This is a genomic window from Campylobacter sp. IFREMER_LSEM_CL1097 (assembly GCF_025772225.1).
Lineage (GTDB): Bacteria > Campylobacterota > Campylobacteria > Campylobacterales > Campylobacteraceae > Campylobacter_D > Campylobacter_D lari_D.
Window position 1 is genome coordinate 15,264 of the sequence record NZ_JAKMRT010000013.1, and the last position, 18,750, is coordinate 34,013.

The window sequence follows — 18,750 nt, forward strand, 5'->3', positions numbered from 1 at the left end:
ATTTTTAATACAAGCTAAAACTTAGTGCTTAAGCCTTTTGGCTTAAAGCACATTCATACTTTGTATCATTACTTTTGCTTTACATTCAGCACAGCAATATAGTGTTTTTATCTTAGCTTCATCGCCCATAAATCTTGGTTTCATAATGCTAGCGATTTTCTCAATAGCCTTTTTAGTAGCAAATTCTTTCCCACACTCTACACAAGCAAAAAGTTCATCTTGAGCTAAAACCATAAAAGAAAAATACTCTTTTTCCAAATCTATCCCACTTCTTTGAAGCATTAAAGTATCTTTTTCAGCACAACTTGCCTCACAATACCCACAGGTAGTACATAAGCTTGCATTAAATTTCAAAGAATTATCTTTAGTATCAGCCACTAAAGCTCCTACATTACAAGCTCCCACACAAGACAGACATAAGGTACAGGTGTCTGCATTAATGGTGATTTTTCCATAGCGTATCCATTCTTTACTTGAGATATTGCCTAAATTTTCTTCCTTTATAAGCTCTCTTAATCTTATAGCAAAATCTTCTCTTTTTAAAAGCGCAGGATTATAAGAAATAAATTTGAGATTTTCTATAAAATGTGCTTGATTTATAGCCTCTAAAAGTTCTTTTTCATCTTTAGCTAGAAAAATTGCGTTTTGTTTAAATTTTCTTTGAAAAATTTCATTCATCAAAGCTATCACTTCTAAAGCACCTTGTGATAAGCCATCGCTATAAAAAATCGCACTCGCACCACTTGTTTGAAGCATAGCTAAAAAATGTGCTTGATCAAGATAGTTTTCGCCTTTAATCATAAAAGGCATTACATCTTCTTTTAAAGTGATATTTAAATTTTCTATAGACATTTTCTCAGGGATTATTAAAATGATTTTATCTTCATAAAATTTTAAAATTTCATAAAAGCTATTGCGTGGCATAGGTGCATAATCAAGCGCTCCACTAGGACAAATTCCTACACAATCACCACAGCTTAAACAATCCACATGAGAAAATTCTAATTTTCTTTGCTCATCATCTTTTAAAATAGCCACACTAGGACAAATTTCAGCACATTTTCCACAATGAATACTTCTTCTTTCATGGTATTGACAAATGCTATCATCATAACTAATATAATTTCTAAATTTATATTTTGGAGAATTAGAATTTAAAAGTTTTATAAGTTCTTCTTGACTTAAAGTGGTTAAATCATAGCAACCACTTTGTTGATCAAAACTTTCTTTTTTTACATCATATAAGAAAAAATCACAATCAATCTCTACTTGCTCATTATCTTTTAAAGCTATCACACAAAGCTCGCCCACGCAACCTAAAACACCCAAACATTGCTCATTACTTAGTTTTAAAACCTTATATTCTTGTTTTTTTAAGCTTTCAATAAGCTCATCTTGATCCTCATTGCTTACAATAATTACATTTTTACCCACTTCTTTGGTGTATTCTAAATCAAGTCCTAAATCATAAACTTTAGATCTAATCTTATATAAGGACTCAATAGTTTTAGCTTTTTTAAGTACATCATCTTGTGAGTTTTTAAGGTAAAAATTAATTTCAGGCGCATAAACTTCAGGATTTAAAAGCTTTGAATTTCCTATAAAAACTTCTTCATTACAGGCTTTTTGAACTATGCTAATATCATCACTTAAAGGAATTAAATCTTCATTTTCTAAAAATACAAAATCTTTCATAGCACTCTCTTTTAAATTTTTTAATCTTAATTATATAAATTTCATTATAAAAAAGTTATAATTTTACTAATTTATTCTTAAGGTTTAAGATGAACAAATTTAGAAATTTTCCACCCATAAACACGCTTATAAACGATGAAAACTTGGCTAGCTACCCTTTGTATTTAAGATCTCATTTTGCAAAAATAGTTGTTTCAAATTGTAAAAAAGAACTAAGTAAAAATGAAAATTTAAATTTTAGCTTGCAAGATTTGCTAAGTAAAATTACTCAAAGCATTGATGAGTTTTTAAACATGCAAAGTCAAAGTTTAATCAATGCTAGTGGAGTTATTATACACACTAATCTTGGTCGTAGCATTATTGATGAGAGTATTTTTGAAAGAACTAAAGAAATCATCTGTTCTTATTCAAATTTAGAGTTTAACATGCAAAGTGGTAAAAGAGGCTCAAGGTATGACGCACTTAGTGCAAATTTAAAAATATTATTTAATTGTGAAGATTGCTTAGTTGTTAATAACAACGCTTCTGCTGTATTTTTGATCTTAAACACCTTAGCAAAAAATGAAGAAGTTATTACTTCAAGAAGTGAGTTAGTTGAGATTGGGGGAAATTTTAGAATTCCTGAAGTTATGCTAGCAGCTGGAGTTAAACTAAAAGAAATAGGCACGACTAATAAAACTCATTTATATGATTATGAAAAAGCTATCAATAAAAATACTAAAATGATTTTAAAAACCCATCGTTCTAATTTTGCTTTTAAAGGATTTTTTGAAGAAGTAAGCTTAAGTGAAATTCACACTTTGACAAAAAAGAAAAAGCTCATATCTTATTATGATTTGGGTGCTGGCTGGTGTGAAAAGATTAATAAACAACTTAGTAAAAACGAGCCGAGTGTGAAAGAGCTTTTAAAACATTGTGATATTTTAAGTTTTAGCGGTGATAAACTTTTTGGTTCTACTCAAGCAGGCATTATACTTGGAAAGAAAAAATACATTCAACAATTAAAGAAAAATCAACTTCTAAGAATGCTAAGGGTTGATAAAATCACTCTAGCTTTTTTAAATGAAACTGCCAAAGCTTACTTAGAAAAAGAATATGAAAAAATCCCCACACTAAAACTTTTAAATGATGATTTAAAAACCATAGAAAAAAAAGCACTCTTTGTCAAAGAAAAAATTCCTATAAAATGTGAGTTAAAAGCTTCTAAAAGTTTAGTAGGTGGTGGCTCTATGCCTGATAAAAGCTTAGATACTTTTGTGTTAAGTTTTGATGAGAAAGCTTTGCTTTTACAAGAAAAATTTAGAAAAAAAGGCGTAATCGGCCGTGTTGAAAATGGGCATTTTGTGCTAGATTTTAGAAGTATTTTAGAAAAAGATTTAAACAAAATAATAAGCATTATTAAAGAGGTATTTCATGCATAGTATCATCATAGGCACTGCTGGGCATATTGACCATGGTAAAACTTCGCTTATTAAAGCTTTAAATGGTTTTGAAGGCGATGATTTAAAAGAAGAGCAAGAAAAAGGCATTACGATTAATCTTAGCTTTTCAAATTTAAAAAGTGAAAATTTAAATATTGCTTTTATCGATGTGCCTGGGCATGAAAGTTTAATTAAAACTATGATAAGTGGTGCTTTTGGCTTTAGAGTGTGTATGTTTGTCATAGATATAAACGAGGGTTTAAAGGCTCAAAGTATAGAGCATTTAAGGGTTTTGGAATTTTTAGGCGTAAAAGATGTAGTGCTTATTTTGAGTAAGGTTGATTTATGCAAGGATTTAGTACAAAAGCAAGCAGAGCTTTTAAAAGAATTAAAAGCCTTTAAAATCAATATCTTAAAAGTTTTTCCAACTAGCATTTATGATGAGCAAAGTATATTAAATTTAAAAAACTATCTACTTAGTTTAAAGCCTAAAGAAAATGATGAAAATTTGATTTTTAGATACTACATTGATAGGGTTTTTTCTCTAAAAGGTATAGGAACGGTAGTAACAGGGAGTTTAAATGAAGGAAAAATAAGCAAAAATGAAAAAATATTTTGCCTTGAAAATCAAAAAGATATCATTGTAAAAAACATACAAATTCATGAAGAAAATGTTTTAGAAGCAAAAGCTTATAATAGAGTTGCTTTGAGTTTAAATTGTGATTATCATGAGTTAAAAAAAGGCTATATATTAAGTAAAAAAGGTGTTTTTAAAAGCTTTAAAAGTATCGATGGGGTTGTTTTTAATGCAGAGATTAAACACGGAAGTATTTTAGAATTTTGCAGCGGCTCAAAAAAGCTTAATGCAAAAATTAGTGTAATCAAAGAATTTGAAGATAAAACTTATATTAACTTAGAATTTGATAAAAACTTACCTTTGTGTTTTGATGATAAATTCATCTTGCTTGAAAATGGGCGTATTAAAAGCGGTGGTGTGGTACTTAATGCGGTAAGTGAGCCTTTAAAAAAAGATATAAAAGCTAAGTATTTAGCACTTTTAGAACAAAAAGATTTAAAAAAGGTATTTGAGTTTTTAAAACAAACTCACAAACTTGGCTTTGGATTACTTTCAAGCTATCAACGCTTTAAACTCACTCATGAGCAAGCCCTGAACCTAGCAAAAAGCTTAAATCATGTTTTTGTCGATGAGCAAGCTTTAAATGTATATGATTTAAATGCTATGCAAACTTTGAAAGAATTTATTGATTTTATTTTCTCTAAAAATCCTTATGCTTTAATCTCGTCTCATTCTATCGCCTTAAGGCTTAGCTGGGCAAGTGAGAGCTTTTGCGCTTATACACTCAAGCAAATGCAAGAAAAATTAGATTTTAAAGATGGCATATGGTTTTTAAAAGGACAAGATTTTGAAAAATTACAAGAAAAGGCTCATTGTGAGCTTTATGAAATTTTAAAAAAAGAAGGCATAAAACCTACCGCACCTTACAATCTTTATGAGTATTTAGAGCTTGATAGGAAAAATGGAGATCTTATTTTAAAAAAACTCACTAAAGAAAACAAAGTCAAAAGATTAGCGCATAATCTTTTTATAGAAAAAAATACTCTTGAAAATCTCATGCAAGAGTTTTTAAAACTTTTGCAAAATCATCATTTAGATGTAGCTTTTGTTAAAAATCATTTTAAAATTTCGAGAAAATATGCCATAGCTTATTTAGAATATCTTGATAAAAACTACCCTCAAGTTAAAAAAATAGAGGAAAAAAGAATATTAAAAATCTAAGTGTTAAAGATTACATTTTATAATGTGCAAAAATTTTAAAACAAAGGAAAATGATGAAAAAATCTTTAGCTCTTTTAACTCTTGCTAGCTCTTTATTTGCTGCAAGCAATGAAGAAATTATTAATTTTTTTAAGAAAAATCCAAATTTATCAAATGCAAACATTAGTGTTTCTAGTAGAGAAAAAATTCCTGATACTAACTTTGAAGCTGTGATAGTTAATTTTGAAATTAGTGGTAAAAATTTCCAAGAAATCGTTTTCACTCAAGATAATATCATCACAACTGAAGTAATTGATGTAAAAAAAGGTGAATTTTACTCTCAAGTTTATCAAGCAAAACTCATGGAAAAACAACAAGCTGAATTTTCAAAAAAAGCTCTAGTTGAACTTAAAAAAGAAAAAATGTTTATTTCTTTAGGCGATAAAAACAAACCTTTACTTTATGTTTTTAGCGATCCTGAATGTCCATATTGTAGAATGCATTTAGATAAAATAGAAGAAACACTAAAAACTCATCAGGTTAAATTTATCTTAACCCCTATCCATGATACTAGTGCTTTTGAAAAATCTGCATTAATTTACAAAGAAAGTAAAAATGCTAAAGATGATGCGCAAAAAATCGCTATCATGAAAAAATATTATGATAAAAATTTAAAAGATTATAAAAAACCTAGTGAAGCTGAGGTTAAAGCAGTAAGAGAAACTTTCGCAAAATACTCTAAACTTGGTCTTCGTGCTGTGCCAACTATAATCGATGCTCAAAAATAATTTTTTCTTGCTTGTGTTTGCACTATTTTTAAGTGCTTGCACAGGCCCTATGCAAACTTTTATCCAAACAAATAATGAGGGTATTTTCCTGCATGCTAGTAAAAATCAAAGTTTTTCTTTACACATCAATAATCCTTCAAAATTAAACACAAATTTAGAAGCCAAGCTCGCTCAAAAATTACAAAATTTAGGCTTAGTTTTAAATAATGTTCAAAGTGATTATAAAATTTATATCAATATAGTAGATTTTAAGAAATTTTCTTACGCACAAAGATTACGCGCTTCTAATGCGAGATTTTTTTATAATGACTTTGATAAAATAGATGATGTTTTTGAAATGGAAGTAGAAAATTACTATCTTTTGCAAGTTAATTTACAAATTAGCTCCAAAAACTCTACTCAAAGCACCTCGCTTTTAGCAAGAACTGCTTATCTTGGCAATATAGACAGAGCCAAAGAGTCTTTAGAAGAAAAAATCGCTAATCAAATAACAAGCTTTTTTTATATACACTAAAGATGGCATTTAAGCCATCTTTTTAAATATAACCATGATCAATCATCGCATCAGCTACTTTTTTAAAGCCTGCTATGTTTGAACCTACTACTAAATTTCCTTCATGATTATAAGCTTTTGCATACTCGTATGAATTTTCAAAAATATTTTTCATAATCTTATGTAATTTTGCATCAACTTCCTCAAAGCTCCATTGACACATACTTGCATTTTGTTGCATTTCAAGTTGAGAAGTCGCTACACCACCTGCATTAGCAGCCTTAGCTGGCGCAAATAAAAAGTCTTTTTGATTTAACATAAAATCGATCGCTTCAAGTGTGCTTGGCATATTAGCTCCCTCTGCTACCATACGACAACCATTGTGATATAAGGTTTTAATATCTTCTAAATTTAATTCATTTTGCGTAGCACTTGGAAAAGCTATATCACAAGGTATACTCCATACTCCATTACAACCTTGTTTATACGCACTTTTTGGAGTAAAAATAGCACCTTTTTAAGCATTGCATAATCACTCACTCTAGCTCTTTTTACTTCCTTAATTTCTTTTAATAAATCCAAATCTACCCCATCTTTATCATAAACAAATCCATCGCTATCGCTTATTGTGATTGCTTTTGCACCAAGTTGATGTAATTTTTCTATGGTATAAATTGCCACATTTCCGCTACCTGAAACTGCACACTCTTTTCCTTCTAATGCATTGTTATACTTTGCTAGCATTTCTTGAGTAAAATACACACAGCCATACCCTGTTGCTTCTGTTCTTACTAAACTTCCACCCCATGGAATTTTCTTTCCCGTTAAAGTTCCATCAAAATTAGAGCTAATTTTCTTATAAGCTCCAAACATATATCCAATTTCTCTAGCACCAACCCCTATATCGCCTGCTGGCACATCAGTGCTTGCACCTATGATTTTTGAAAGCTCGGCCATAAAAGCTTGACAAAAACGCATAATTTCTGCTTCGCTTTTACCTTTAGGGTCAAAATTTGCTCCTCCTTTAGCTCCCCCTATCATTAAACCTGTTAGAGAGTTTTTGAAAATTTGTTCAAAACCTAAAAAATTCAAAACATCTAAATCTACACTAGGATGAAATCTGATCCCACCTTTATAAGGTCCTAAACTAGAATTAAACTGCACTCTATAACCAAAATGCGTTTGAGCTTTACCCGCATCATTGATATATACAACTCTAAATATAGTCGTTTTTTCAGGCATAACAATACGCTCTAATATAGCATGATCTTGATAAGTTTTGTTAGATTCAAGTAAAGGTTCTAAAGAATTTAACACCTCAGTTGTTGCTTGAAAAAAGATAGGTTGTCTTGGGGAAATTGCTTGAATTTTTTCTAAGGTTTCATTGATATATTGTTTAGCTATACTCATAAATTGTCCTTTTTATAGTATCTTGCTGTTTGCATTGGCTAAAAATTTTTTTAGCGCCTTTTGCTCCTTTGTTCCTATTTTGTAGTAAATTAGCTTTAAATATGCACTAATTTCTTTTTGAGAAAGATTTCTTGACTTAGAATAATCTAGCAAAATATATTGCGGAATGAAAATTTTACTTTTTGTGAAATTTTTCATCATTTTTTTATAAATAGAAAAATTTTTAATACAAGAAAATCGAGCAAAAACAAAAGGTAGTTTTGTCTTTTCATACCATAATTCGCATAAATCAATATAATCTTTTGGATTTTGCAAATAAAGTTTTAAAGCCTTATCACCGATGATAACCTCCCCTTTTTGCTTTAAAACTTTTGCAAGAGCATTAGAAGTTGCAGAGCTTGCATCTTCTTTGCTTTCAGATTGTTTTTTCACTAAAACGCTTTTTACCTTTTTGCTTGCGCAAATCCCCACATTTAAGGTTTTGTATTTTTTTCTACGACTTTCAACACTTGAGATAATCGCTGCATCAATGCGTCTAAAATACAAATGGCGATTTAGCTTACTAGGAACCCCTTTTTTGTATTCTGTAGTTTGCTTAACATAGCTAGGAAAAGCTGATTTTTTAAGATAGATATGTAAAGGGAGTAAATTAAGATAATCTATCTTACCAAAAATCATCTCGACCTTTCTATGATTAAGTAAAAATATCCTATTAAAAAATATCTTAAATATAAATTAATTTTATTAAAAACACTAGTAATATCAAATTTATATAATTTAAAAAGAAAAAAAGTAACATTTAAAACATATTTTTTAAATGATTTTTAAAAAATATGTTTTTATAACTCATATAAACAATAAAAAATAGATAAAATTAAGTTTTATAATAAAAAATTATTTTAAATAAAACTTAATTTATAAAAAATTATTTTAAACTATCAAAATATCTCTGATAATCAAAATTATTTATCAAAGCTACTCCATCTTCAACCGCAGCTTTTGCTACCGCAGCACTAACTACAGCTTTTACTCTGCTATCAAATGGTTTTGGTATCACATAATCTCTACCAAAACTAAGCTCTTCTACTCCATAAGCTTGTTTTACCTCATCAGTTACTTCAAGCTTAGCTAAATCAGCCAAAGCTTTTGCGGCTGCTATTTTCATATTTTCAGTAATTTTAGTTGCCTTTACATCTAAAGCTCCTCTAAAGATAAAAGGAAAACCTAAAACATTATTAATTTGATTTGGATAATCACTTCTACCTGTTCCAACTATAGCATCGTTTCTAACTCTTTTAACATCTTCTGGCATTACTTCAGGTACAGGATTAGCTAATGCAAAAATCACGGGATCTTTTGCCATACTTAAAATCATCTCATCATCTAAAATCTTAGGTGCACTCAAACCCAAAAATACATCAGCACCTTTTAAAGCTTCTCTTAAAGTGCTATCTTTGGTATCGCTTACAAATTCTAGTTTATATTTATTTAAATCATCTCTTTGAGTATTAATTACACCTTTACTATCTACTAAAACGATATTTTTAACCCCTAAATTTCTATACATTCTAGCACTTGCAATACCTGCTGCACCTGCACCACTTACCACTACTTTAATATCTTCAAATTTTTTACCACTAATTTCCATAGCATTCATTAATCCTGCTGTAGAAATGATCGCGGTTCCATGTTGGTCATCATGCATTACAGGAATTCCAAGATCTTGCAAAGCAGCTTCTATTTCAAAACATTTTGGTGCTGAAATATCTTCTAAATTAATCCCTCCAAAAGTAGGCGCTATAGCTTTACAAAAAGTAACAATTTCATCTATACTATGAGCATTAATTTCTAAATCATAAGCATTAACATTAGCAAATTTTTTAAACAAACAAGCTTTTCCTTCCATAACTGGTTTGCTTGCACTCGCTCCTATATTGCCAAGTCCCAAAACCGCACTACCATCGCTTACTATAGCAACTAAATTAGCTTTATTAGTGTATTTATAAGCTAAAGTTTCATCTTTTGCTATCTCAATACAAGGTTCAGCAACCCCAGGAGAATACGCCAAAGATAAATCATGCGCACTATCCATAGGCTTTCTAACAACAATATCTACTTTACCACCTAAGTGATATTCTAAAGCCTCTTCTTTTAAATTCATTATTTTTCCTTCATATAATTTAGTAAATTTTTTATCCTAAGTTTAGCCTTTTGCACTCCTAAAAATTCCAATACTTCAAATATACTAGGACTAACCGAGTTTCCTGTGAGTGCGATGCGTATAGCTTGAGCTAGATCTTTTAACTTAAGATTATTTTCTTCTAAGAATTGATTAGTTAATTCTTCAAATTCACAAGCATTTTTTTGCTCATTTAAAACCATAGCGTATTTTTCCAAATAAGTTAAATTTGTAACATTGAGAAATTTATCTACAGCCTTTTGATCATATTCTTTTGGGTTATTTAGTAACACTTTAGCCCCACTAATAATATCATGTAAGGTTTTAGCTCTCTCTCTTAACATATCTAGCAAAAAGCCTGCTTTTTCATACTGACTTAAATCAAATCCTAAATCTTTTAATTGCCTATTGATTTCTTCAAAAGGTAAAGTTTTAATATAATGAGCATTAAGCCATTCTAATTTTTTAAAATTATAGCAAGAAGCACTTTTGTTAATATGATTTGGATCAAAAAGCTCTTGCATACTTTCTAAAGAAAAAATTTCATCATCGCCATGACTCCAACCAAGACGCACTAAGAAATTAAGCAGGGCTTGAGGTAAAATCCCCATATTTTTATATTCCATCACATCAGTTGCTCCATGACGCTTAGAAAGTTTCTTGCCATCTTCACCATGTATCATAGCTACATGATAAAATTTAGGTATTTTAAAGCCTAGTGCTTCATAAAGGACAATTTGTTTTGGAGTATTTGATAAATGATCATCTCCTCTTATAACATCACTCACACCCATTAGTGCATCATCAATTACAACGGTTAAATTATAAATTGGGCTACCATCGCTTCTTGCAATCACAAAATCATCTAAAATATCTTCAGCCTTAAAACTAACCTCGCCCTTAATGCCATCTATAAATTTAATCTCTCCACTTTGTGGTGCTTTTATACGCACCACAGGCTCAATACCACTTGGGGGAGTTCCTTTAAAATCTCTATATCTACCATCATATTTTGGACGCTCTTTAGCTGCTTCTTGCTTAGCTCTTAACTCATCAAGCTCTTCTTTGCTCATATAACAATAATAAGCCTTGCCCTCATCTAATAATTTTTGAATGTATTTTTTATAAATATCAAATCTTTGGGATTGATACTCAATCATCCCATCATAATCAAGTCCGCACCATTTAAATGCTTCTATAATAGCTTGCGTAGCTTCTTGTGAATTTCTTTTTAAATCCGTATCTTCAATACGCAATAAAAATTTACCCTTATTTTTTCTTGCATAAAGATAATTATATAAAGCTGTTCTAAGCCCTCCTATGTGCAAATATCCTGTTGGAGAAGGAGCAAAACGCGTTGTGACTTCTTGCATATTTTTACCTTTTTTAAATTTTTATTGTTATAATGCTATATTTACACTTAAATAAAGGTTTTATATGAAAAAATTTTTAATATCTTGTTGTTTCGCTGCAAATATTTTATATGCTCAAACCCTTAGTGGTGTAGCAATGGTAGTAGAAAATCAACCTATTACTCTTTATGATATAGAACAAACTATGAAAGAATTAAAAACTAATGACAAACAAAAAGCTATAGCATTTTTAGTAGATGATAAAGTTCAACAAAGTGAAGCTAAAAAGCTAGGAATTTATGTAAGCACTTTTGAACTTAATGAAAAATTAGGCCAAATAGCAAAAGGCAATAAAACTGACATTAATGGTTTGCAAGCAAAGATAGAAAAAGATGGTTTAAGTTTTGAAGTTTTTAAAAACAAAGTTAGAAAAGATCTTGAAAGAGAAAAACTTTATAGAAGCATAATGCAAAATGCAAAAATCAATATTGATGATGAAACACTAAAACATTTTTATGAAAGCAATCTTGATAAATTTAGCACTTTTTCAAATATAGACTTAGTTGTTTATAATTCTACCAATCCTGAACTTTTACAACAGCTTGCACAAAATCCTATGTATAAAAATTCTCAAATTAAATCAAAAGCCATTAGTTTAAACGCAGCTAGTTTAGATCCAAGATTACTTGCTTTGTTAAATAATACAAAAATAGGAGAATTTACTCCAGTGTTAAATGGCGAAAACGCTTATATAGTGTATTTTATAAAAGAAAAATATGGTAAAAATCCTATCGAATTTGATTTAATCAAAGATCAAGTTAGCAATGTCTATACCCTAACTCAAAAAGAACAAGCCTTAAAAAATCATCTTGATAAAATAAGAGCAAATGCTCATATAGAAGAATTAAGATAGGTTAAAACCTATCTTCAATTAATGTCTTGAAAGATAATTTGTATCATAATTATTATTGATAAAATCTGCATTATCCATCATTGCTAAATGAAAATCTTTGGTTGTTTTTATCCCACCTACGATAAGCTCTTGCAAGGCTATTTTCATTTTAGCTATAGCTGTGTTTCTATCTTCTCCCCAAACGACTAATTTTCCAATCATAGAATCATAATATGGAGGCACACTATAATCTTGATAACAATGGCTTTCCATTCTTACATTGCGTCCTGCAGGAGCTACATATTTTGTGATTTTACCTGGGCAAGGTAAGAAAGTTTTAGAATCTTCAGCAGTAATTCTACATTCTATAGAATGACCTTTAAGTTTAATTTCTTCTTGTTTTGGTAGAGGATACCCTTCTGCTACTTTAATCATAAGTTCAATAATATCTACCCCGCTTACCATCTCACTCACACAATGCTCAACCTGCAAACGCGTATTCATCTCGATAAAATAAAAATCTAAATTTTTATCCACTAAAAACTCAAAAGTTCCCGCACCCTCATAATCAATAGCCTTAGCAGCTTTAACTGCTGTTTCATGAAGTCTTGCTCTTGTTTTTTCATCTAGTAAAATTGCAGGAGATTCTTCTATAAGTTTTTGATGGCGTCTTTGCATAGAGCAATCTCTCTCACCCAAATGTATCACATTTCCAAAGCTATCTCCTATGATTTGCACTTCTATATGGCGTGGGTTTTGGATGTATTTTTCCATATACATAGTTCCATCACCAAAAGCACTCATCGCTTCACTTTCTGCTGACCAGTAAGCTTTTTCTAAATCTTTTTCATCTTCAACTACACGCATACCACGGCCGCCACCACCTGCTGCTGCCTTTAAAATCACAGGATAACCTATTTCTTTAGCAAGTTTTTTTGCTGCTTCAACCCCACCTAAAGCCCCATCGCTTCCTGGGATTACAGGCACACCTGCTCTTTGCATTACTTGTTTTGCTTTACTTTTATCACTCATTAGTGCCATAGCAGCTACTGAAGGGCCTATGAATTTGATATTATGTTTTGCACAAATTTCAACAAAATTTTGATTTTCACTTAAAAATCCATATCCTGGAAAAATCGCATCCGCTTCGCTAATTTCAGCTGCACTAATAATAGCTGGGATATTTAAATAGCTTTCTGAACTTCTAGCATTTCCTATGCAAATACTCGCATCAGCATATTTTAAATACAAAGCATCTTTATCTGCAGTAGAATACACACAAATTGCTTTTTTTCCCATTTCTTTTACAGTTCTTAAAGCTCTTAATGCAATTTCTCCACGATTTGCTATTAAAACTTTTTTAATTTCCATTTTATAATTTCTCCACCACAAATAAAGGCATACCAAATTCTACAGGCTGACCATCTGCAACTAATACTTCTACTATCCTACAATCATATTCAGCTTCGATTTCATTCATAATTTTCATCGCTTCAATAATTGCTATAGTACTTCCTTTTTTAATAGTTTGTCCTGCTTTAGCAAAAGGTGCTGCACCTGGGCTTGGAGCTTGATAAAAAGTACCTACCATAGGGCTATTGATAGTCGGTTTATTAGAAGAGTTTGAGCTTGCTTTGGTTTCATTAACTACATTTACATTAATTGGCTGTGGAGCTGGAGCAACAGGAGCTGGAGCTGGTAATTCACAACACATATCTCTTTCAAGTTCTATTTCAAATCCATCTTGTTCTTTTATTTTAATCTTGCTTATATTTGCTTCTGCAAAAAGTTGCATTAGTTCTTTGATTTCTTCTTTTGTCATATATTCTCCTTAATTTATAAGACTTAATTTATAATTATATATAAAAATACTAAAAATAACTTCAATTATTTATTTTTTACTTTTATTTTAAGATATAATTTAAAAATTCACTTTAATTATAAAGGACAAAAATGGGCTTAAAAGCAGATAATTGGATCAAAAAAATGGCATTAGAGCACAATATGATAGAGCCATTTTGTGAAGCAAATATAGGTAAAGGTATAGTTAGTTATGGGCTTTCAAGCTATGGATATGATATAAGAGTTGGAAGAGAATTTAAGATTTTCACTAATGTAAATTCCACCGTTGTAGATCCTAAAAATTTTGTAGAAGAAAATGTAGTAGATTTTGTAGGCGATGTATGTATAGTACCTGCAAATTCTTTCGCGCTTGCAAGAACAGTTGAATATTTTAAAATGCCAAATGATGTTTTGGCTATTTGTCTTGGCAAAAGCACTTACGCAAGATGTGGCATTATAGTAAATGTAACCCCTTTTGAGCCAGGTTTTGAAGGACATATCACTATAGAAATTTCAAACACCACTCCCCTTCCTGCTAAAATTTATGCTAATGAGGGTATAGCTCAAGTTTTATTTTTACAAGGAGATGAGCCTTGTGATGTAACATATGCTGATAAAAAGGGTAAATACCAAGCTCAAACAGGTATAACTTTACCAAGAATTTTAAAATAATTTTATTTTCAACCGATATAAAAACTTAGTCAAGTAATAGGAAAATATATATGTTTAATGGAAAAAGCATTTTAATCACCGGTGGCACAGGAAGTTTTGGAAAAACTTATACTAAAACTTTACTTCAAAAATACAAACCCAAAAAAATCATCATTTATTCACGCGATGAACTCAAGCAATTTGAAATGGCAAGAAAATTTAATGATAATTGTATGCGTTATTTTATAGGTGATGTAAGAGATAAAGAAAGACTGAGCATAGCAATGAAGGATGTTGATTTTGTCATTCATGCAGCTGCTATAAAACATGTACCAATTGCAGAATATAATCCAATGGAATGTATAAAAACTAATATCCATGGAGCACAAAATGTAATCGATGCGTGTTTGGAAAATAATGTAGAAAAATGTATCGCTCTTTCAACCGATAAAGCTTGTAATCCTATTAATTTATACGGAGCTACAAAGCTTGCAAGTGATAAGCTTTTTGTAGCAGCAAACAACATAGCAGGAAATTCTCATACTAAATTTAGCGTTACAAGATATGGTAATGTAGTAGGTTCAAGAGGATCTGTCATACCATTTTTTAAAAAACTCATCAATGAAGGCGCTAAAGAACTTCCTATCACAGATGAGAGAATGACAAGATTTTGGATATCCTTAGAAGATGGGGTTAATTTCGTGCTGAATAATTTTGCCTATATGCATGGAGGGGAAATTTTCGTGCCAAAAATTCCTTCTATGAAAATCGTTGATTTAGCTAAGACTATGGCTCCTAATTTAGCTCATAAAATCATAGGTATAAGAGCAGGTGAAAAACTACATGAAATTATGATTTCAAGTGATGATAGTCATTTAACTTATGAATTTGAAAATTATTATGCCATTAGTCCAAGCATTCAATTTAATAACACTAATGTTGATTTTAGTATAAATGCAAAAGGACAAAAGGGTAAAAAAGTTTCTAATGGCTTTTCTTATAGCTCTGATAACAATCCATCATGGATTAGCCAAGAAGAGCTTTTAAATATAATAAATCATACAGAGCTTGAAAAATGATAACTTATTCTCATCAAAATATTGACGAACAAGACATACAAGTAGTTTGTGAGGCTTTAAAAGATGATTTTTTAACCGGTGGAAAAAAGGTTGAAGAATTTGAACAAGCCCTTTGTGAATATGTGGGTGTAAAATATGCTTGCGTGCTAAATTCGGCTACTTCTGCTTTACACCTTGCATATTTATCTTTAAATATAAAAGATAAAATTGTCTTAACAACCCCCATTACCTTTGCTGCAACTGCAAATGCAGCTTTAATGGCAGGTGCTAGGGTTGAATTTATAGATGTAAAAAGCGATGGAAATATTGATGAGAAAAAACTTGCTTTAAGATTAAGCCAAGATAGCTCTAATATAGGAGCAATTTGCGTGGTTGATTTTGCGGGAAATAGTGTAGAAATGGATGAAATTTTAGCCTTAGCTAAACAACACAACATCCCACTAATTGATGATGCAAGTCATGCCCTAGGTGCTATTTATAAAGATCAAAAAGTAGGTTCTATGGGGAATTTGAGCATATTTTCTTTTCATCCAGTTAAACCTATCACAACCTTTGAGGGTGGTGCGGTTGTTAGCAATGATGAGGAATTAATCTCAAAAATCAAGCTTTTAAGAAGTCATGGCATAGTCAAAAAAAGACTTTGGGATAGTGATATGATTGAACTAGGCTATAATTATCGTTTAAGTGATGTAGCTTGTGCTTTAGGTATAAATCAACTAAAAAAACTTGATAATATGCTAGAAAAAAGAGAAATCATCACAAATTTTTACGATAAAGAATTTGAAAAAAATCCTTATTTTAGCACTATAAAAATCAAAGATTATAAAAAAAGCTCAAGACATTTATATCCTATTTTGCTTTTTCCTGAGTTTTATTGCCAAAAAGAGATTATTTTTGAAAAATTATTAAATTTGGGCATAGGTGTACAAGTGCATTATAAGCCTACTTATGAGTTTAGTTATTATAAAAACTTATACGGAAATTTATTCTTAGAAAATGCGGATAATTTTTATAAAGCTGAACTTAGCATACCTGCTCATCAAGAAATGAGTTTAAAAGAAGCACAATTTATTAAAGATAGTTTATTTAAGATTTTAGAAGAAACTAAAAAGGCTTGTTGTGAGTAAAAGTATATATGAGCTAGCTTGTGAGCTTTTTCCTATATGCAGAAGTATTACCGGGAAAGGCTTTGGACAAAGCTTAAAAATACTTGATGAAGCTATGGGGGGGGGTATATTAAAAATTCACTCTATAGCAAGCGGGAGTAAAGTGTTTGATTGGGAAGTGCCTGCTGAATGGGAGATAAACGATGCTTATATCATCACTCCAAATGGAGAAAAAATTTGTGATTTTAAGCAAAATAATCTTCATGTATTAAACTATAGCACAGGCATAGACACAGAGCTTGATCTAGCAAGCTTACAAGAACACCTTTACTCTATAGAGGGTATGCCTGATGCTATACCTTATGTGACAAGCTATTATAAAAGGCGTTGGGGTTTTTGTATAAAACATGAAGATAGAGTTAAACTAAAAGAAGGAAAATATAAAGTTTTCATCGATGCAAAACACCATGAAAATGGGGTTTTAAACTATGCTGATTTACTCATACCTAGCACGCAAGAAACAAAAGATGAAATTTTAATTTCCACTTACCTTTGTCATCCATCTATGGCAAATAACGAGCTAAGCGGCCCTGTAGTAGCTGCATTTTTAGCTAAATGGCTTTTAGAACTTAAAGAGAGAAAATATAATTATCGTTTTGTTTTTATTCCTGAAACCATAGGGAGTATAGTTTATCTTAGTAAACATTTAAAACATTTACAAAAACACACTAAAGCAGGTTTTATACTCTCTTGCATAGGTGATGATAATGCTTACTCACTCATTCACACTCCAAGTGAAAATACCCTAGCAGATAAAGTAGCTTTGCATACCTTAAAAGAAAAAAATAATTTTAAAGAATTTAGCTTTTTAGATAGAGGAAGCGATGAGAGACAATACTGTGCTCCTTTAGTAAATTTACCCGTAGTTTGTGTATGTAGAACTAGATTTGGTGATTATAAAGAATACCACACTAGCAAAGATGATTTAAATTTCATCAGTGAAGAAGGCTTACAAGGTGGCTTAAAAGCCATGCAAGAAATCATTATGAATTTAGAGGTTAATGAAATTTATCAAAATACCGTATTTTGTGAACCAAATTTAGGCAAAAGAGACTTATATATAGACCATTGTAAAAGAGAAGGAAGAGTTGAAAATATACTTAGTTTCTTAGCATTTTGTGATGATAAAAACGATGTTTTAGATATAGCCTCAAAACTAAACATGCAAGCTTATGAATTAAAAGATTTAATAGAAAAATTAAAATTTCATAAACTAATAAAATGAAATATTTCTTAGAATACAATGATAAAAAATACTCTAATGTAGATTTAATAGAAGCTTTTAAAAAACTTAGTATCAAAAAAGGCGATATTTTGTGTGTGCATACTGAACTTTTTAATTTTGGCACACCCTTGCTTCCTAGAAATGAATTTTTACAAACTATATTAAATTGTTTTTTTGAAGTTATAGGTAAAGAAGGTACTTTAATCATGCCTACATTTACTTATAGTTTTTGCAAAAATGAAGTTTATGATAAATTAAATTCTCCTACAAAAATGGGTGCTTTAAATGAATATTTTCGCAAACAAGCAGGAGTAAAACGCACTAATGATCCTATATTTTCCTTTGCTATAAAAGGAGCCAAAGAAGAATTGTTTTTAAAAGACACTACAAGTTGTTTTGGCGAAAATTGTGTGTATGATGTTTTAATAAAAGAAAATGGAAAATTTCTTACTTTTGGGGGTATTGGACACACCATAACCCACCATATTGAAGAAAAATATCAAGTAGATTATAGATATTTTAAAAAATTCCAGGGTTTTATTCTTGATGAAAATGGAGAAAAACAAAAAAAAGAAATCTTATATTTTGTTAGAGATTTAAACAAACACTCTCTTCCTAATATTAAAAATATTATTAAAATAGCTTTATCATCTTTTAAAAGCGATATGATAAAATTTGCCAATGATAACATAAGTATTTTTATTGCTCAAGAATATGAAAATGCCATAATAAGAGCCTTAAACATAAATAAAAATGTACTTATTCTAAAGGATAGTTAAA

General features: G+C 30.3%; 16 protein-coding genes and 1 pseudogene. 10 read left to right on the forward strand and 7 right to left on the reverse strand.

The features are described 5' to 3' along the window. Positions 1-42: 42 nt before the first annotated feature. On the reverse strand, positions 43-1,695 hold the full coding sequence (locus L8W64_RS06445; RefSeq protein ID WP_263673222.1) for a 4Fe-4S dicluster domain-containing protein: 1,653 nt from the start codon (positions 1,693-1,695) through the stop codon (positions 43-45). Positions 1,696-1,784: 89 nt separating this feature from the next. Here L8W64_RS06445 and selA point away from each other — a divergent pair, with 89 nt between their 5' ends. The 4 genes from selA to L8W64_RS06465 are packed head-to-tail and all read left to right on the forward strand — an operon-like array spanning position 1,785 to position 6,195. Then, positions 1,785-3,116 (forward strand): L-seryl-tRNA(Sec) selenium transferase, encoded by a 1,332-nt coding sequence (selA, locus tag L8W64_RS06450; RefSeq protein ID WP_263673224.1) that lies wholly within the window; start codon positions 1,785-1,787, stop codon positions 3,114-3,116. Further along, complete coding sequence (gene selB / locus L8W64_RS06455) at positions 3,109-4,914, forward strand: selenocysteine-specific translation elongation factor (RefSeq protein ID WP_263673225.1); 1,806 nt, start codon at positions 3,109-3,111, stop codon at positions 4,912-4,914. The genes selA and selB overlap by 8 nt, the downstream gene beginning before the upstream one ends. Positions 4,915-4,967: 53 nt before the next feature. Continuing rightward, positions 4,968-5,681, forward strand: coding sequence for a thioredoxin fold domain-containing protein (locus tag L8W64_RS06460; RefSeq protein WP_220566922.1), 714 nt, complete (start codon positions 4,968-4,970; stop codon positions 5,679-5,681). Continuing rightward, positions 5,668-6,195, forward strand: a complete 528-nt coding sequence (locus L8W64_RS06465) for a hypothetical protein (protein ID WP_263669889.1) — start codon at positions 5,668-5,670, stop codon at positions 6,193-6,195. Before L8W64_RS06460 ends, L8W64_RS06465 begins: the two co-directional genes overlap by 14 nt. 22 nt (positions 6,196-6,217) lie before the next feature. Here L8W64_RS06465 and gdhA read toward each other — a convergent pair. The 4 genes and pseudogenes from gdhA to gltX all read right to left on the reverse strand — a co-directional run bounded on the left by gdhA (position 6,218) and on the right by gltX (position 11,136). Continuing rightward, a pseudogene (gdhA, locus tag L8W64_RS06470) lies at positions 6,218-7,584 on the reverse strand (NADP-specific glutamate dehydrogenase). A gap of 12 nt (positions 7,585-7,596) precedes the next feature. After that, positions 7,597-8,262 (reverse strand): MqnA/MqnD/SBP family protein, encoded by a 666-nt coding sequence (locus tag L8W64_RS06475; RefSeq protein ID WP_133319772.1) that lies wholly within the window; start codon positions 8,260-8,262, stop codon positions 7,597-7,599. 247 nt (positions 8,263-8,509) lie between these two features. Then, a complete protein-coding gene (locus L8W64_RS06480; RefSeq protein WP_263673226.1) occupies positions 8,510-9,745 on the reverse strand; it encodes a malic enzyme-like NAD(P)-binding protein in 1,236 nt (411 codons plus the stop codon). After that, positions 9,745-11,136: a glutamate--tRNA ligase gene (gene gltX, locus L8W64_RS06485; protein WP_263673228.1), complete on the reverse strand. Its 1,392-nt coding sequence runs from the start codon at positions 11,134-11,136 to the stop codon at positions 9,745-9,747. Before gltX ends, L8W64_RS06480 begins: the two co-directional genes overlap by 1 nt. Before the next feature lie 64 nt (positions 11,137-11,200). Here gltX and L8W64_RS06490 point away from each other — a divergent pair, with 64 nt between their 5' ends. Then, positions 11,201-12,028, forward strand: a complete 828-nt coding sequence (locus L8W64_RS06490; protein WP_263673230.1) for a peptidylprolyl isomerase — start codon at positions 11,201-11,203, stop codon at positions 12,026-12,028. Between the two features lie 18 nt (positions 12,029-12,046). Here L8W64_RS06490 and L8W64_RS06495 read toward each other — a convergent pair whose 3' ends face one another. Both L8W64_RS06495 and accB read right to left on the reverse strand, forming a co-directional pair. Beyond that, entirely contained in the window at positions 12,047-13,378 is a 1,332-nt protein-coding gene (locus L8W64_RS06495; RefSeq protein ID WP_039619123.1) for an acetyl-CoA carboxylase biotin carboxylase subunit, read from the reverse strand. A 1-nt stretch (position 13,379) separates the two neighbouring features. Then, positions 13,380-13,829, reverse strand: coding sequence for an acetyl-CoA carboxylase biotin carboxyl carrier protein (accB, locus tag L8W64_RS06500; RefSeq protein ID WP_039626958.1), 450 nt, complete (start codon positions 13,827-13,829; stop codon positions 13,380-13,382). A gap of 131 nt (positions 13,830-13,960) precedes the next feature. Between accB and dcd the strand changes: the two genes are divergently transcribed. From dcd to L8W64_RS06525, 5 genes are read left to right on the forward strand one after another with little or no spacing between them, the layout of a single operon-like run. Continuing rightward, positions 13,961-14,521 carry a dCTP deaminase gene (dcd, locus tag L8W64_RS06505; protein WP_012661997.1) on the forward strand — a complete coding sequence of 187 codons (561 nt, stop codon included), beginning with the start codon at positions 13,961-13,963 and terminating at the stop codon, positions 14,519-14,521. 50 nt (positions 14,522-14,571) lie between these two features. Further along, positions 14,572-15,579, forward strand: a complete 1,008-nt coding sequence (pseB, locus tag L8W64_RS06510) for a UDP-N-acetylglucosamine 4,6-dehydratase (inverting) (RefSeq protein WP_263673231.1) — start codon at positions 14,572-14,574, stop codon at positions 15,577-15,579. Next, positions 15,576-16,706, forward strand: coding sequence for a UDP-4-amino-4,6-dideoxy-N-acetyl-beta-L-altrosamine transaminase (gene pseC, locus L8W64_RS06515; RefSeq protein ID WP_263673232.1), 1,131 nt, complete (start codon positions 15,576-15,578; stop codon positions 16,704-16,706). The genes pseB and pseC overlap by 4 nt, the downstream gene beginning before the upstream one ends. Next, positions 16,699-17,970 (forward strand): DUF4910 domain-containing protein, encoded by a 1,272-nt coding sequence (locus tag L8W64_RS06520; RefSeq protein WP_263673234.1) that lies wholly within the window; start codon positions 16,699-16,701, stop codon positions 17,968-17,970. The genes pseC and L8W64_RS06520 overlap by 8 nt, the downstream gene beginning before the upstream one ends. Beyond that, on the forward strand, positions 17,967-18,749 hold the full coding sequence (locus L8W64_RS06525) for an AAC(3) family N-acetyltransferase (protein ID WP_263673236.1): 783 nt from the start codon (positions 17,967-17,969) through the stop codon (positions 18,747-18,749). The genes L8W64_RS06520 and L8W64_RS06525 overlap by 4 nt, the downstream gene beginning before the upstream one ends. The last annotated feature ends 1 nt before the right edge of the window (position 18,750 follow it).